This is a genomic window from Sphaerisporangium rhizosphaerae, assembly GCF_042665155.1.
Classification (GTDB): domain Bacteria; phylum Actinomycetota; class Actinomycetes; order Streptosporangiales; family Streptosporangiaceae; genus Sphaerisporangium; species Sphaerisporangium rhizosphaerae.
The window spans coordinates 235,451-250,476 of sequence record NZ_JBHTCG010000004.1 but is presented as its reverse complement, the minus strand read 5'-3'; the positions used below and the strand labels follow the sequence as shown (position 1 = coordinate 250,476).

Below are 15,026 nucleotides of genomic sequence, written 5' to 3'. Positions count from 1 at the left end.
CCAGCCGCCCGAGGAGGAGAGGAAGGATGGCCCGCCGGCCCGCCCGTCCGCCCAAGCAGCCGCTTCGGCACGCCGTCGCCGCCCGCATGACCGCCGACCGCTGCCCCAGCCCGCCGCACAGAGCCCACGCCCAGGAGCACCCCCGGCACCGTCGGAGCGCCGGGGCCGGGGCCGGTACCGGGCTCGGCCGCGCGGTCCGCTGGGTGAAGGCCAAGCCGGCCGAGCGTGTCCCCCTCCCGATCGGCGTCGGTCTGTACGGCGCTGGCGGACTGGCGCACCTGGCCGAGCTGCCCGCCCTCGGCATCATCCCCGTCACCCTCGGCACCGCGCTCGCCACCTACGCCGTCACCGTGCGCAGGGACGAGACCCGCGCAACCAAGGCCGCCGCCGCGATCGGCGCCGCCGGCACCTGGCTGGCCGTCTCCGCCGAACTGGGCCCCGCCTTCGGCCCGCACGCCGCGCTCACCTGGGCCTACTGCACGCTCTACGCCACGGCGTACGGCATCTACCGGCTGGACCACGGCACCCGTAAGGCCATCTCCTGGCGGCGGCAGAAGTCCGAATGGCATCGGCTGGCCGCCCGGCTAGGATTGGGTGGCTCGCACCTGCTGTCCAACGAGCCGACCCGGCTGGGGGAGCGGCTGCTGGTCGACGTCACCGGCACCGGCCGCCGCGCCTCCTCGATCGCCTCCTCCGACCTGGCCGAACGGATGGCCGAGCACTACGGCATCCCGGCCACTCGCGTGAAGGTCAGCGCTGACAAGATCGCCGGACGCGTCCGCATCAGCGTCCGCCACCGCGACCCGTGGGCCGACCCCACCCCGCATCCGATGTTGGACGCCGACTCCGAGATCGTCCTGCCCGAGGTCGCCGACGCTCGCGAGCCACTCATTATCGGCATCGACCCCGAGACCGGCCGCCCGCTGGAGATCGTCGTCTGGGACGAGGACGGCGCCAAGCACACCCTGATCGTCGCCGTCACCGGCGGCGGCAAGAGCGTGCTGCTCAACAACAAGCTCGAACGCCTCACCGCCGCCGACAACGTCGCCGTCTGGGGCATCGACGTCTCCAAGGCCAAGGAGATGCGCCGCTGGCGCAAGGCCTTCGACCTGGCCGCGTGCGGACCCGGCGACCGGGTCAAGGCGCTGCGCATGCTGGAGCAGGCTTGCAAGGCCATCGATTTCCGCGCTGCCAACGCCGGCGACGAGGCCACGTTCATCCCGCGCCCGGGTCACCCGCTGATCGAGATCGTCGTCGACGAGATGTCGGCCTTGCTCGGCCCGAACGACAACATCGGCCTGGCCACCCGCCAGGCGCTGGCCTACATCACCAGCAAAGGCCGCTCCGAGGGCGTCGGCGTCACCCTCGTCGGCCAGCGCGGCACCATCTCCCAGATCGGCGACACCGACATCCGCACCCAGATCAACAACATCGTGCTGCTCAAGATCAACCGCCGGACCGAGATGGCGCACGCCGCCGGAGACCTCGGCCTTGAGCTGCCCGACATGACCCGCTACGGCGAGGGACACCCCGGCGTCGCGCTGATCGCCACCCTGGACGGTACCCACAGCGTCGGCCGCACCTTCTTCCTCAAGCACCTGCCCGACCTGGACAAGCTCGCCGCCGACCGCCGGCCCTCCCCGCTGGAGCCCTCGCTGGTCGCTCACCTCGGCGAGGCCTACCAGCGGCTCAAGGCCGACACCCCGGCCGAAGGCCGCAACGCCCAGACCCGTTCCGCTCCCTCATCCCTCTACCAGCCGGAGGCCGACGCCGTGCCGAACACCGCCGACCCGATCGCCACCCGCATGCACGCCGCCGCGGCGAGCCGCGAGCAGACTCGCCGCTACCTCGAAGCGCTGCCCGACCTCCCGCAGCCGGACGCCGAGACGGCCGCCCGGCTGGCCGAGGCCGCCGAGATCCGCCGGGCGCAGGCCGCCGAGCAGACTGAGATCCCCGACGACGTCCGCGACCGCCTGCTCCAGCTGCTCGCCGGCGACGGCACCACCGTCCGCCAGGTGGAGACCGCGCTGGAGGAGATGGGCGTGAGCCGGATGGGCGCCTGGCGCTTCCTGGACCGGCTCCGCTTGGAGGGCGTGGCCGTGCTGCGCGGTCGGGGCCGCGGCTCCCGCTGGCACCTCACCCCCGAGCCGACCGACCAGCCCGACGAGCGGGAGGGCAACGCAGCGTGACCGCAGGAATGTCCCAGGAAATGTCCCAGCGCCCCCGGATCCGGGTCCGTATAGAGCCCTCACTGGGACATTGGGACATTTCCTCACCGGACGCCCCCCGATCACTCCCCGTGACAGTAACCAAGACCGTGAAGGAGGGATGACATGAGCTACACCGCCACCGCCCAGGCCCTCGCCGACACCGGAGACCTCGCGCGCGTCGCCGCCTCGATGGCCGGCCGCTGCGTCGCCACCGGCCTGGATCTCACCACCTACCGCGGCATCATCGCCGCCGCCATCGCCCTCGGCCAGCGCCCGATGCGAGACTGCCCGCGCTGGGACGCCGACCAGGAACTGATCACCGCCGTCCATGACTTGGAGATCGAGATCGGCCACCGCGCCCGGCGCGTGGACGACATCGCCCGGACGATCCGTGCCGCCATCCGCCAGGCCCGCTCATGGCTCACGAGCGAGGACGAGGACGTAGCCGCACGGGCCCGCGCCGTCATCGCCGACTGCCGCACCGCGCTGGAGATCCTCGAACCGATCCCGGACCGGCTGCGCTACGCCGCCGCCCGCCTGATCGCGGTTCCCGGCGAGCTGGGCGAGACCTACGCCGCCGCCTACGCCCTCATCGCCCGTGGCCGGACGCTCCCGCACGAAGGCCGCTGGGTCACCGGCGCACGCACTTCCGCGCCGACACGGCAACCCGCCCGGCTCTGACAGCCGCCCGACAGCCCACAACTCAACAAGCCGAGGCCCGGCGCCCAAAGCCGGCAAGCACAGCGCGCCGGGCCTCCCAACCAGCCCTCTCGAAAGGAGAGCGGTCGTGTTCAGCATGCCACGAAAGACCCACGCCATCTCGGCCGAGCAGGCTCGGCAACCGTACGGCCGGCCCCGCCCGGCCGTGACCCGCATCTGCCTGCCCGTGGTCACGGTCATCGCCCTCACGGTGCTCATCACCGACGTCCTCGGCCTGCCCGGACGGCTCGGCGCCGGCCTGGTCCTCGTCGTTTTGGCCGTGCTCGCCGGACTGCAGGCCGACCGGCTCATGCACCCGGCCGGCGCGCGTCCCCGGCCCAACCTGCGGATGCACCGATGAGCCGGCCACGCTGCTGCGGCAAGCGCAGCCACCCCGACGAGCAGGCCGCCCAGGTCGCCCGCGCCAAGCTCCAGGCCGGCACCGGCCGCACCGCACGGATCTACCGCTGCCACCCCGCCGGCGGCTGGCACCTGACAACCCGCCCCGACGTCCCGCCCATCGTCCCCACCCAGACCCCGCCCCCGCGCATCGACCGCGAGACGCGACGCCGCGTGCTCGTCCGCGACCGGCACCGATGCGTGGTGTGCGGGCGCGACGTCACCGGCAACAGCACCGGCCCGCGAGCGGCGGGCCTGCCCTACGTCCTGCACCGGCGCAACCGGCGACTGACCCCGACCCCGCCCAACCTCGTCATCGTCTGCGGCACCGGCGGTACCGGCTGCCGGGCCTGGCTCCGTGCCCACCGCGCCGAGGCCTTCGCCGCCGGCCTGCTCATCGGCACTCGCGACGTCGCCGAGCAGGTCCCCGTCGTCACACACGCCGACGGCTGGGTCCTGCTCACGGCTGACGGCGGCCTGCGTCGCATCCCCGGAACGGGGGTGGCCTCGTGATGCGACGGGCCGCCGGCCACGGCTACCGCTGCCCTGCCCACACCGCTGACGGCTCAAAGCGCCGCGGTGCCGCCGTGCGATGGGCCACCGACCAAGTCCACCAGGCCGCGATCGAGGGGGTGCGAGCATGACGGTTCACCCACACGCTGTGGGCGCGCCGTCCGGCGCGAGCCCGCTCGATCGTGACGCGCTAGTGGAAGCGATGCGACCGGTCGCCGAGGCGCTCACCCGGCACGTACACGATCACCAGCCCGCCGCCGTCGAGCGCCTGCTGACCCCGCTGGGCGTCATCGAGCTGCGCGCCCTGGCCGTCGTCCTCGCCTCGCTGCGCCGCCCGCAGCGGACCCTGCCAGAAGACGGCATCGTGGACGAAATCGCGGTTGAACTCGCCGCCCGCGGCGAGCGCGTCATGCTCACCAAGGCCGAACGCCAGGCCGCCGCAGCACAGATCGTCGCCTGGGGACACGGCCCCTCCGAGGTCGCTGCACGGCTGAATGTCAGCGGCCAGACGGCCCGGACTCTGTACGAACACGCCCGCCGCCTCCGCCACCGCACCGACCTCACGACCAGCGCACCGGCCGATGACGCTGCTCCGGTCGGACGGAGGGCAGTGGCATGAACACCGTCGCCTACCGACTCACCCTCTGGCCGTACGGCGAGGACCACGGCGGGACGCCCCTGCGGGCCCTGGTCTCCTATCACCGGTCCGACCCGTACTGCGTTCGCCTGACCTTTCTGTCCGCGCGCGGCGGGACGACCGTGGAGTGGCAGTTCTCCCGTGACCTGCTCGCCTGTGGCCTCATCACCCATGCCGGCGTAGGAGACGTCCGCATCGAGCCCGCTCTGCGCGACGCTGACATGGAACTCGGCGTCACCCTCACGCTGGTCTCTGACGGTGACTCCTTCCCCCTGTGGACGCCGTCGGCGCCGCTGTGGCGCTTCCTCCGCGACACCTACGCCCTGGTCCCCATCGGGGCCGAGTCCGGCCGGCTCGACATCGACGAGGCCATCGACCGCCTGCTCGGCAACCCCGGCGAGGTGACCTCGTGAGCCGGGCCCGCGTCCCGTTCTGGGACCCTGATGGCAAGCGCTATGGCACCCCGACCTACCCCTGGCGGATGGCGCCTGACGGCCTGGCCACCTACCGGCAGCTCCGCGCCGCCGGTCTGCGCCCTGGAGGCCAGGGCGTACAGGCGCAGCTCATGTGGCGCTCCCGCCGGGCCGCCAAGGGCGTCCGCGTCGCTTACCTCTACCGGCTCGACCTGGCCAAGCCGCGCCGCACCCCCACCGAGGCGCAACTGGAGGCCATCGGCAAGGCCCTGCGCGCCCGGCGCACCTGCCCGGACTGCGGCATCGAACAGCCTTACTGCTTGCCCATCCGGTACGGCGCCTGCCTGGACTGCCACGGCTGGGAGGTGAGCGCCTGATGCCCATCCGACCCGACCAACGCCACCGCTACCCGGCCGACTGGCGGCAGATCAGCGACCGCATCCGCTTCGACCGCGCCGGGGGCCTGTGTGAGTGCGCAGGAGAGTGCGGCCGCCACCCGGAGCAGGCCTGCCCGGCCATCCATGGCGAGGCGCACCCGGTCACCGGGTCGACCGTCGTGCTCACTGTCGCCCACCTGGACCACACGCCCGAGAACTGCGACGAGACCAACCTCATGGCGATGTGCCAGCGCTGCCATCTGGCCTACGACCTCGCCCACCACATCGCCAACGCCGCCCGCACCCGCTTCGCCCGTCAGGTGGCCGGCATGGACCCCCTCTTCGAGGTGACCCCGTGACCTGCGTTCGTACCGGGTTGCGTGGCTGTTGCCGGGTGTACCGCTGTGAGCTCGTTCATCTGACCTGCTATCGGCTATCTCTCAGGCTGCAGGACGACGACGGGGATGGTGCGGCTCGTCTTCTTCTTGTAGCTGGCGTACGTCGGAAAAACCGACACCATGAGGTCCCACAGGCGCGGTCTCTCATCGTCGGTGGCGTTTCGGGCGTGGGCGGTGAACTTGTCCGTACCGACCTGCACGTACACCTCAGGGTCCTCAAGCAGGTTGAGGTACCAGGCGGGGTGGTGGTCGGCACCGCCATTCGACCCGACGAGCACGAAGGTGTCGCCGTCACGCCCGTAGATCAATGCGGTACGGCGCAGCTTCCCGGATTTCCTGCCGCGGGTGGTGAGCAGCAGCGAGTCATATCCGTGGTACTTGTGGCCGTCCTGACCGTCGGATTCGACATAGCGCTTGATGTGTTCGGCGACCCAGCCCGTAGGGCTGTCCACGACTTCGTCGGGCGTCGGCATTGTCAACGGTCCTCCCAGTACATGATCACGTTTGCTCCATCCCACGTTAGCCGCGATGTGATCATCGTGGTCAGATTCGGAACTCCGAGATCCCGGGACGGAAGTCAAGGGACGGTCAACAGAGGCGCACCTGACGTGCCCGCCCTTCATGGCGCTTTCCCTCGCGTGCCGCCATAGAGGTCGCCGCTTTCCTCCACGCAATCCGTTCAACATCGTTGGAAGGTCGCAGCCTCTCGTGAGTATCGCGGTCATGAACTGGGTGTGGCAGTACTCGCCCACCTCCGGCAATCAGCGGCTGGTGCTGCTCGCCCTCGCCGACGCCTGTTCGCGTGACGACGGGACCGGGTGCTGGCCTTCGGTCGCGACCGTGGCCCGCAAGGCCAACATCAGCCCGCGCAGTGTCCGGCGCATCCTCGGCGAGCTGGAGGCCGCCGGGCACCTGAAGGTCCGTCGCGGCGCCGGCCCGCACGGCACCAACGGCTACGCCATCGTCATGCGCCCGCCCGCGCCTGCCCCGCCAGCACCTGTGGAGATCGTATTCGAACCTGTGTACGAGTCTGTGGAAACTGTGGATAACCCTGCTGCCCCCGGACAACCTGTCACCCCTGACGAGGTGTCCGGGGTGACACCGGTGGCCGCGAGGGGTGACACCGGTGACAGGGGAGGGGTGACACGCCTGTCACCCAATCCACCAAAGAACCACCAGGAACCACCACCGCCCCCGCGCGGGCGACCGACGGCCAAGCGAGGACGAAGCGCCGCCGCCCGGACGCCTGCCCGGTCCGTTGGATCCAGTTCCCGGCCGCTGTGCTGGCCCGAAGGCGGCGGCGGTGGCGAGGTCGACACGAGAGATCCACAGCCGGGCAGCCCGCAGGAGACCTGCGCCAACCCGATCGAGGTGTTCCTCGCCGAACTCGGCCCCGACTGGCCGCTGTCGGCCCGCCAGGTCGACCGGCTCACTCCCGCCATCGCCGCTGCGCTGGCCGACGGCTGGAGCCCGGCCGCGCTGGCCGAGCACGTCGGTGCCAACACCGTTGGCGTCCGCAACCCGTACGCCGTGCTGCATGTCCGGCTCAACGACCTGCCCGACCCTGTCCGCCTCCCGCCGCCGCGCATCAGCCCGGCCGACCGCAGCGTCGCCGAGGCTGTCACGCCCGCCTGCCCGCACGGCGACCCTCGCCCCGGCGGCTGCGCCCTGTGCCGCCGCGGCATCACCCACCTAGAGAGCGCATGAAGTTCCGCATCAGCGGCCTCCCCGAGGAGGTCGCCGAAGCCGCCGAGATCATCGGCACGGCCTTCGACGGACCCCTGCCGCGGCGCCAGCCGCAACGTCCGCATCTACGCCGAGGTCCGACCGCCAGAGCGCCGTGCCGGCACCTGGTCCGAGCCCGGCCAGTAACCGGCCTCCGGAGGAGCCCTCCGCCTGCCCAAGGAAGCACCCAGCACAGCACGGCCGGCCCCGGTGGCAAAGCCGCCAAGCATCGACCGCCGGGGCCGTACTCCCACCGCCCTAGTTGAACGGACAGGAGCACGCCCATCATGGCTTCCCCCACCTCCCGCCACCAGGCTGGCCCGCACGTGGTACTCCCGGCGGGCGCGCCGGAGCTCACCCCGGCCGCGGCGGCCGAGCTGCTTGCGATCCTGCTGGAGGCTCACCAGGAGCTGCTCGTCGCCCGCCCGGATGCCGCCTGAGGGAGACATGGACACCATCCGCTTCGCCTTCTACGGCCGGGTCTCGACCGAGGACAACCAGGACCCGGAGTCGTCCCGGGGCTGGCAGCTCACCCGTTCCCGCGCGCTCATCGAGTCGCGCGGGGGCGTGATCGTCACCGAGTTCTTCGACGTCGACAAGTCCCGCTCGATCCCCTGGCAGCGTCGGCCGCACGCTGCCGCGTTGCTCGCCGAGCTGCGCAACCCTGATCGTGGGTTCGAGGCCGTGGTGATCGGGGAGCCCCACCGCGCGTTCTACGGCAACCAGTACGGGCTCACCTTTCCGGTCTTCGAGCACTTCGGCGTCCCGCTGTGGGTCCCGGAGGTCGGTGGGCCGATCGACCCGGGCAACGAAGCGCACGACCTTGTGATGTCGGTCTTCGGCGGGATGAGCAAGGGCGAGCGGAACCGGATCAAGATCCGGGTGCGGACCGCGATGTCGGCGCAGGCGCAGATGGAGGGCCGGTTTCTCGGCGGCCGGCCCCCGTACGGCTACCGCTTGGCCGACGCCGGCCCGCACCCCAACCCCGCCAAGGCCGCCGACGGCCGCCGCCTGCACAGGCTCGAAATTGACCCGGTCGCCGCGCCCGTCGTCGCGCGGATCTTTCAGGAGTTCATCGGCGGGCGGGGCCTCTACGCGATCGCCGAAGGGCTGACCGCCGACGGCATCCCGAGTCCGGCCGCGCACGACCCGGCCCGCAACCGGCACCGGTCCGGGGTGGCGTGGTCCAAGAGCGCCGTACGGGCGATCATTCTCAACCCCCGTTACACGGGCCGGCAGGTCTGGAATCGGCAGCGTAAGGACGAGGTGCTCATCGACGTCGACGACGTCGGGCTCGGCCACACCACCAAGCTCCGCTGGAACTCGGCCGAGGAGTGGGTTTGGTCGGACGAGATCGTTCATCCGCCGATCATCAGTGCCGAAGACTTCGCCGGGGCCAAGGAGACGCTCGCCGGGCGCGGCGGCCGGCAGACGGGTCGGCGGATCAAGCGCACGGATAACCCGTACGTCCTACGCGGGTTGCTGTTCTGCGGGGCCTGTGAGCGCCGGATGCAGGGCAACTGGGTGAACGACGCGCCCTATTACCGGTGCCGCTTCCCGGAGGAGTACGCGCTGGCCAACCGCGTCATGCACCCCCGAAACGTCTATGTCCGCGAGGACGCGATCGTGCCGCGCCTGGACCACTGGCTCGGCCGGCTGTTCGCTCCGCATCGGATCGACGCCACGCTCGATCTCCTTATCCAGGCGCAGAGAATCGACGTGTCCGAGAGCGAGACGCTCGTCGCGGCTCGCCGTCAGGTGGCCGAGTGCGATCGGAAGCTCGCCCAGCACCGGGCGGCCCTGGAGGCCGGCGCCGACCCGGCCGTGGTGGCCGGGTGGATTCGCGAGGAGCAGGCAAGGAAGGTCGCGGCCGAGGCGAGGCTGCTCCGGGCGCCGGCCCGCCGGCGGCGGCTCACGCGGGACGACCTTGCCGAGATGATGCACGCGCTCGGCGGGATGGTGCAGCTGCTCGGCCAGGCCGAGCCGGTCAGGAAGGCCCGCCTGTACGCCAAGCTCGGCCTGCGGCTGACCTACCACCCGGGCAAAAGAAAAGTCCTGGTCGGCTCTGTGAGCGACCAGGACCCTATAGGCGAATCGATGGTGTCCGAGGGGGGACTTGAACCCCCATGCCCCGTAAAGGGCACTAGCACCTCAAGCTAGCGCGTCTGCCTATTCCGCCACCCGGACAGTGGTGCCTGCACGCGGAGAACGTCTTCCCGCGTCGGCTGAACTAGGTTAGCAAACTCCGGGCACTCCTTCATACCGGTAAGCGGGAGGGGAGGATGCGCTATGCCGGAGATGCTGGTAGGTGCCCCTTGGCGGCAGGATGGGGGTGTCAGCCTGTACTTGACCGAAGGAGCAGGGGATGACCGCGTTCAACGGCGAGGAGGAGGTCGTAGAGCTGTGCCGCGACCTGATCCGCATCGACTCGACCAACGCTGGGGACAACGCGGGCCCGGGAGAGAGGGCCGCCGCGGAGTACGTCGCGGAGAAGCTGGCCGAGGTCGGCCTGGAACCGCGCATCCTCGAGAGTGACGACAAGCGGGCCAACGTGATCGCCCGCATCGAGGGTGAGGACTCCGGACGGGAGGCGTTGCTGCTCCACGGGCACCTCGACGTGGTCCCGTTCAACGCGGACGACTGGACCCATCACCCGCTGAGCGGTGAGATCGCCGATGGGTGCGTCTGGGGCCGGGGCGCGGTGGACATGAAGGACATGGACGCCATGATCCTGGCGGTCGTCCGGCAGCGGCTCAGCGAGGGGCGCAGGCCGCCGCGCGATGTGGTGCTCGCTTTCACGGCCGACGAGGAGGCCGGCGGCACCTATGGTGCGCAGTGGCTGTCCAACGAGCACCGTGACCTGTTCGAGGGGTGCACCGAGGCGATCGGCGAGGTGGGCGGGTTCAGCGTCTCCGTCGGCGAAGCCAGGAGGCTGTACCTGATCGAGGCGGCCGAGAAGGGCATCGCCTGGATGACGCTCAGGGCCGCGGGCCGGGCCGGGCACGGGTCGATGCTCAACAACGAGAACGCGGTGACCGAGCTGGCCGAGGCCGTCGCGCGCATCGGGCGTCACGAATGGCCGGTGCGGCTGACCCCGACCGTGCGCAGCTTCTTCCTGGAGGCCTTCGAGATCGAACTGGAGGCCGATGACGCCGAGGCGGCGGTGGCCAAGCTCGGGTCGCTGGCCCGCATGATCGGCGCGACGCTGCGCAACACCGCCAACCCGACGATGCTCGACGCCGGCTACAAGGCCAACGTGATCCCCCAGACCGCGACGGCGCATGTGGACGGGCGCTTCCTGCCCGGCTACGAGGAGGAGTTCTTCGCCACCATCGACGACCTGCTGGGGCCCAATGTGACCCGGGAGTTCGTCTATCACGACGTCGCGGTCGAGACGGCGTTCGAGGGGCCGCTCGTGCGGGCGATGGCCGGCGCGTTGCAGGCCGAGGATCCCGGTGCGCGGGCCGTGCCGTACACGCTGTCGGGAGGCACGGACCTCAAGGCCTTCAGCCGGATGGGGATCCGGGGCTTCGGGTTCGCGCCGCTGAAGCTGCCCGCCGACTTGGACTTCTCTGGCATGTTCCATGGCATCGATGAGCGGGTTCCGGTGGATTCGCTCAAGTTCGGGGTGCGAGTTCTTGACCGTTTCTTGGACGGCTGCTGACGTGTTCCGCGAAAAACCGTTGCCATAACTCCAAGTGCTGCTAGCGTGACTCTCCGTTGAGGGGCTGGTTCCAGGGTCCGTCCTGCGAATGCGGGGCGTCCAAGGAGTTCAAGGAGGTCACGTGGCACGCATGCCGGGACGTCGGCGGAGGGCTCAGTCGCCCACCGTCACCGGTCGCGTGCCCGTGATCGTTTCTGGTGATCAGATCCAGGCGATCGTGACGCGGGAAGGCCGGATGGCACGGTTCGTGGCCGGCTCCCGGTTCGTTCGCCTGGTGGCCATCGGCGGTCTGATCGCCGCCGGCTGGCTTCTGGGTGTCGTCTTCGGTGCCGTCGGCGCCGGTCCCGTGGCCGCGGAAGCCCGCGTCCCCGCGAGACAGGTGCCGCCGGCGAAGGCCGTCGAATATGGTCACGGTCATCAGGCGGTAGCCGCCGGTGCTGTGGAACACGGTCGGTCGGCCGGTGTCGCCGAGGCTGTGGAACAGGGCCGGTCGGTCGGTGTCGCCGGGGCTGTGGGACATGGTCGGTCGGTTGGGACCTCCGATGTCGCTGGGCGTGGTCGTCCTGTGATGGCGGGGGACCTGGCGGTGCTCGGTGATCCGGCCATGGCCGGTGCTGCCGGAGCGCGCGTCGGCCGTCTCGCCGAGGGCGATGGTCTGGTCGATGCCGATGATCTTCTTGATGACGCTCCAGCGGGTCATCCCGTCCGCAGGACGGGCCGTGCGGGGTCGCCCATGAGCGGTGATCTCCGTGGGGTCACTTCCGAGCGCGGCGATGGCTCCGCCACCTCTCATGTCGCCACCGGGCCGGCCTCCGCCGGCGGTTTCCCCACGGTGCGCGTCGACGCTCCGGCTGATGCCGGGGCGATGGCAGGCAGAGCGGTCGACGGGCTCACCAGCCAGTCGAAGCCCCTGTCTCCCCAACCGTCCACCGCCGACCACTCGGCGGGGGCCAACGGGTTCGTTCCCAGGCCCGGCTCGGGTCCGTTCGGGTCGGGGTTCGGGGACGTCGCGAGGTCGGTCTTCGACCCGCGGCTCGCGGTCGCGCCCGCCGAGATGGCGAGTGTGCTCGCCCCTGTCGTCCGCGCGGTAGCGGACGACCCTTCTTTCTCTCCTGATTGACCCCGCTGCTGTGCCGGCCTCGGAGGCGTCAGCCGTCCGGCCGGTCGCGGAGCGTGCCGTCGGTCCCCGTCGCGGGAGTGACCATGCCGGCTCCGCGCGGGTGAAAACGTCAGTCCCAGCATCGCGATGATCTCGGGCTCACCGCCCACCATGCGATCTCCACGAGTTCGTCCACACGAGCTCGGCTCCGCGAACTTCCTCGACTGCTGCGTGACCTCGGTGGTCCGGCCCTCTTGGTCCGGTGAGGGCGCTGTGGGTGAGGTGGGTGCGGAGGCCACGATCGGCCCGCTCGTCGCCACCGTCCAGGTGGTCGGCGCAGGATCGGGCCGGTCGGGGCGGAGGCCGGCGCGCACCGATGCGCTCGATCCCGGCTCTGCTTGATCCCTGCTCCGCCCGATCTCGGCTTCCTCGGAAGCCGGTCCGGTCTCGGCCAGTTCTGTGTGAACGCAGTCGGCTGGGGTGGCTCCGCTCGATCCCGGCTTCGTGAGAAACAGGTCCGGTCTCCGCCGGTTCTGTGCGAGCGCGGCTGGCGAGGGCGGGTCTGTTCGTAGCGGTCCGGTTCCCACGCCGCGCGGACGTTCGTAGCGGTCAGGTTCCCACGAGTTGCGCGCGGACGTGCGTAGGGGGCCGGTTGCCGCGAGTTCCGTGTGGACGGTGGTGGCGGGTCGGCTCCGTTCGTAGCCGTCCGGCCATCGCTCGTCCGGGTGGACGGCGGCGGGCGGCCGATCGGGCCGGTCGAGTGGCGCGGCCCGGGCCTTTCGGGGCCTCGGGCGGCATGGTCCCGAGTGCGTCGCAGTCTGTCAGGTACTTCCCCCAAAGAACCTCTGTCAGGTACTTCCCCCCAAAGAACCAAGGAGCGATCTGTTATGCGTACGTGGGCGAAGGGTTCTGCCCCCGCGGCTCTTCTCGCGGTCGGCGTCATGGCTCTGGGCAGCGGCACCGCCGTGGCCGACACCTCCGGCACCGGCTCGGTGGGCGGCGGCAACCAGGTGAACCTTCCCATCACCCTCCCCATCGACATCAGCGGCAACGCCGTCGGCGTGATCGGCGAGTCCTCGGCCTCGTCCCGCGGCGGTTCGTCCGTCCAGGGGGGCTCCGGGTCCGCCGGCATCCAGGGCGCCACCTCGGGCCGTGGCAGCGTGCTGGGCGGCAACCAGGTCAACGCGCCGATCACGGCCCCGATCAACGCCTGCGGCAACGCCGTCTCTCTCGTGGGGCGCTCGGACGCCGGCTGCCGGGGCGGTGCGACGGTGAAGAACGCCGGTGGCGGCGCGGGCGGTAACAGGACCGACGGCCGGCACAGCGTGCTGGGCGGCAACCAGATCAACGCGCCGATCACGGCCCCGATCAACGCCTGCGGCAACGCCGTGGCGATCTTCGGCGAGGCGACGGCGGGATGCAAGGGCGGCGCGTCGGTCGTCAGGGGCGGCGCCGGTCGCGGCGCGGGCGGCAACCGCACCTCCGGGCACGGCTCGGTCCTCGGCGGCAACCAGATCGTCGCCCCCATCACCGCGCCGGTCAACATCTGCGGCAACTCGGTCGCCCTGATCGGCGAGGCGTTCTCCGGCTGCCAGGGTGGCGCCCACGTCAAGGGCGGCCACGGCGGCAACGGCTACAACGGGCACGGCCCGCGTCCCGGCTCGGGCGCCGGCCACAACCTCACCGACGGGCGGCACAGCGTCCTGGGCGGCAACCAGATCGTGGCTCCGATCACCGCGCCGATCAACGTCTGCGGCAACGCCGTCGGCAACGGCAACGCGGGGTGCCCCGGCGGCGCCACGGCCCGTCCCGCCGGGCAGGGCGGCGCGGGCGGCAACCGCACCTCCGGGTACGGCTCGGTCCTCGGCGGCAACCAGATCGTCGCCCCCATCACCGCGCCGGTGAACGTCTGCGGCAACGCCGTCGCCGTGATCGGCGAGGCCTTCGCGGGCTGCCGCGGCGGCGCCTCGGTGAAGGGCGGCGCCGGTCGCGGCGCGGGCGGCAACCTCACCGACGGGCGGCACAGCGTCCTGGGCGGCAACCAGATCGTGGCTCCCATCACCGCGCCGGTGAACGTCTGCGGCAACGCCGTCGCCGTCCTGGGCGACGCCGCCGCCGGGTGTCTGGGCGGCGCCCGCGTCGGTGGCGGCGAGCCGTGCCGGCGGGTGCCCGTGCCGTGCGGGCCGGCGTACATGGCGCACAGCTCCGGCCAGGTCGCCGACGCCAAGGCGGCGGGGCTCGGGCTGCTGCCCGAGCTGCCGCTGGTGCCGTCCCTGCCCGGGCAGAGCGGGACGATGATGCGGCGGCCGTCCGGGCCCGCCGGCGTGCCGCCGAAGGCCGACCCCCTGCCGCTGCTGCCGACCCTGCCGGGTGGTGCTCGTGAGGGCGGCGGCGGGACGTTGGAGCAGGTCACGGGCGTGGTGGCGAACAGCCCCGTGGGCGAGGCCGTGTCGTCCACGCCGGTCGGCGGCGTCGTCGACGGCAAGGCGGCGCGCGAGCTGCCCATCAACCCGGGCCTGATGAGCGCCGAGCAGCCGGTGGGCCTGACGGGCATGAACTCCGGCTCGCTGGTCGCCCTGCTGGCCGGCGCCCTGTTCGCGGCCTCCGCCACGCTCTTCGCGGGCACCCGCCGCCTGCGCCTGCGCCGGAGGTGACCGGCGGCGGTCCCGCCGTCCGGTGATCACCTCGGGAGAGGACGCTGGACGCGGCCGTGGGGTGATCGATGGCGGTGCCACCGTCCGTTGGTCACCCCCAGACCCGGCCGCCGGGGTGATCGGGGGGCGGTCCCACCGTCCTGTGATCACTGTGGGGCGGTGTCCGGGATGATCGGCAACGGTTACAGCGTCCGCTGATCACCCCGGGGCCGCGTCAGAGGCGGCCGTCCGCGCGGCG

The 15,026-nt window shown here is 71.6% G+C and carries 15 protein-coding genes, 1 tRNA gene and 1 pseudogene; 14 read left to right on the top strand and 3 right to left on the bottom strand.

Translation table 11 applies throughout. The annotated features are described in order from the left end of the window. The first annotated feature begins 26 nt into the window (after positions 1–26). From ACFQSB_RS08240 to ACFQSB_RS08205, 8 genes are all read left to right on the top strand, one after another. Complete coding sequence (locus ACFQSB_RS08240; protein WP_380825348.1) at positions 27–2,189, top strand: hypothetical protein; 2,163 nt, start codon at positions 27–29, stop codon at positions 2,187–2,189. Positions 2,190–2,333: 144 nt separating this feature from the next. After that, positions 2,334–2,891, top strand: a complete 558-nt coding sequence (locus ACFQSB_RS08235) for a hypothetical protein (RefSeq protein ID WP_380825347.1) — start codon at positions 2,334–2,336, stop codon at positions 2,889–2,891. Positions 2,892–2,997: 106 nt separating this feature from the next. Beyond that, positions 2,998–3,270: a hypothetical protein gene (locus ACFQSB_RS08230; protein WP_380825345.1), complete on the top strand. Its 273-nt coding sequence runs from the start codon at positions 2,998–3,000 to the stop codon at positions 3,268–3,270. Next, positions 3,267–3,821: an HNH endonuclease gene (locus tag ACFQSB_RS08225; RefSeq protein ID WP_380825343.1), complete on the top strand. Its 555-nt coding sequence runs from the start codon at positions 3,267–3,269 to the stop codon at positions 3,819–3,821. Before ACFQSB_RS08230 ends, ACFQSB_RS08225 begins: the two co-directional genes overlap by 4 nt. Positions 3,822–3,948: 127 nt before the next feature. Beyond that, positions 3,949–4,440 carry a hypothetical protein gene (locus ACFQSB_RS08220; RefSeq protein ID WP_380825342.1) on the top strand — a complete coding sequence of 164 codons (492 nt, stop codon included), beginning with the start codon at positions 3,949–3,951 and terminating at the stop codon, positions 4,438–4,440. Then, complete coding sequence (locus ACFQSB_RS08215; RefSeq protein ID WP_380825341.1) at positions 4,437–4,871, top strand: SsgA family sporulation/cell division regulator; 435 nt, start codon at positions 4,437–4,439, stop codon at positions 4,869–4,871. Before ACFQSB_RS08220 ends, ACFQSB_RS08215 begins: the two co-directional genes overlap by 4 nt. Beyond that, positions 4,868–5,248, top strand: a complete 381-nt coding sequence (locus ACFQSB_RS08210; RefSeq protein ID WP_380825339.1) for an RRQRL motif-containing zinc-binding protein — start codon at positions 4,868–4,870, stop codon at positions 5,246–5,248. Before ACFQSB_RS08215 ends, ACFQSB_RS08210 begins: the two co-directional genes overlap by 4 nt. Beyond that, complete coding sequence (locus tag ACFQSB_RS08205; protein WP_380825338.1) at positions 5,248–5,607, top strand: hypothetical protein; 360 nt, start codon at positions 5,248–5,250, stop codon at positions 5,605–5,607. Before ACFQSB_RS08210 ends, ACFQSB_RS08205 begins: the two co-directional genes overlap by 1 nt. 74 nt (positions 5,608–5,681) lie before the next feature. Here ACFQSB_RS08205 and ACFQSB_RS08200 read toward each other — a convergent pair whose 3' ends face one another. Next, a complete protein-coding gene (locus tag ACFQSB_RS08200) occupies positions 5,682–6,119 on the bottom strand; it encodes a nitroreductase family deazaflavin-dependent oxidoreductase (RefSeq protein ID WP_380825336.1) in 438 nt (145 codons plus the stop codon). Positions 6,120–6,354: 235 nt separating this feature from the next. Between ACFQSB_RS08200 and ACFQSB_RS08195 the strand changes: the two genes are divergently transcribed. From ACFQSB_RS08195 to ACFQSB_RS08185, 3 genes and pseudogenes are all read left to right on the top strand, one after another. Further along, positions 6,355–7,353: a helix-turn-helix domain-containing protein gene (locus tag ACFQSB_RS08195; protein ID WP_380825335.1), complete on the top strand. Its 999-nt coding sequence runs from the start codon at positions 6,355–6,357 to the stop codon at positions 7,351–7,353. A 305-nt stretch (positions 7,354–7,658) separates the two neighbouring features. After that, on the top strand, positions 7,659–7,811 hold the full coding sequence (locus ACFQSB_RS08190; RefSeq protein ID WP_380825333.1) for a hypothetical protein: 153 nt from the start codon (positions 7,659–7,661) through the stop codon (positions 7,809–7,811). Continuing rightward, positions 7,801–8,934 (top strand): annotated as a pseudogene (locus ACFQSB_RS08185) (recombinase family protein); the annotation flags it as partial. The gene ACFQSB_RS08190 and the pseudogene ACFQSB_RS08185, both read left to right, overlap by 11 nt. On the opposite strand, the gene ACFQSB_RS08180 reads toward ACFQSB_RS08185, so the two are convergent. Continuing rightward, positions 8,842–9,408, bottom strand: coding sequence for a hypothetical protein (locus ACFQSB_RS08180; RefSeq protein ID WP_380825332.1), 567 nt, complete (start codon positions 9,406–9,408; stop codon positions 8,842–8,844). The pseudogene ACFQSB_RS08185 and the gene ACFQSB_RS08180 sit on opposite strands and share 93 nt — an antisense overlap. A gap of 61 nt (positions 9,409–9,469) precedes the next feature. Beyond that, positions 9,470–9,558: transfer RNA gene (locus ACFQSB_RS08175), tRNA-Leu, on the bottom strand. A gap of 178 nt (positions 9,559–9,736) precedes the next feature. On the opposite strand from ACFQSB_RS08175, the gene ACFQSB_RS08170 reads away from it, so the two are divergent. The 3 genes from ACFQSB_RS08170 to ACFQSB_RS08160 all read left to right on the top strand — a co-directional run bounded on the left by ACFQSB_RS08170 (position 9,737) and on the right by ACFQSB_RS08160 (position 14,788). Next, positions 9,737–11,035 carry a M20/M25/M40 family metallo-hydrolase gene (locus ACFQSB_RS08170; RefSeq protein ID WP_354918224.1) on the top strand — a complete coding sequence of 433 codons (1,299 nt, stop codon included), beginning with the start codon at positions 9,737–9,739 and terminating at the stop codon, positions 11,033–11,035. Positions 11,036–11,156: 121 nt separating this feature from the next. Beyond that, a complete protein-coding gene (locus tag ACFQSB_RS08165) occupies positions 11,157–12,155 on the top strand; it encodes a hypothetical protein (protein WP_380825330.1) in 999 nt (332 codons plus the stop codon). 866 nt (positions 12,156–13,021) lie between these two features. Continuing rightward, entirely contained in the window at positions 13,022–14,788 is a 1,767-nt protein-coding gene (locus tag ACFQSB_RS08160; RefSeq protein ID WP_380825329.1) for a chaplin family protein, read from the top strand. Positions 14,789–15,026 lie beyond the last annotated feature (238 nt).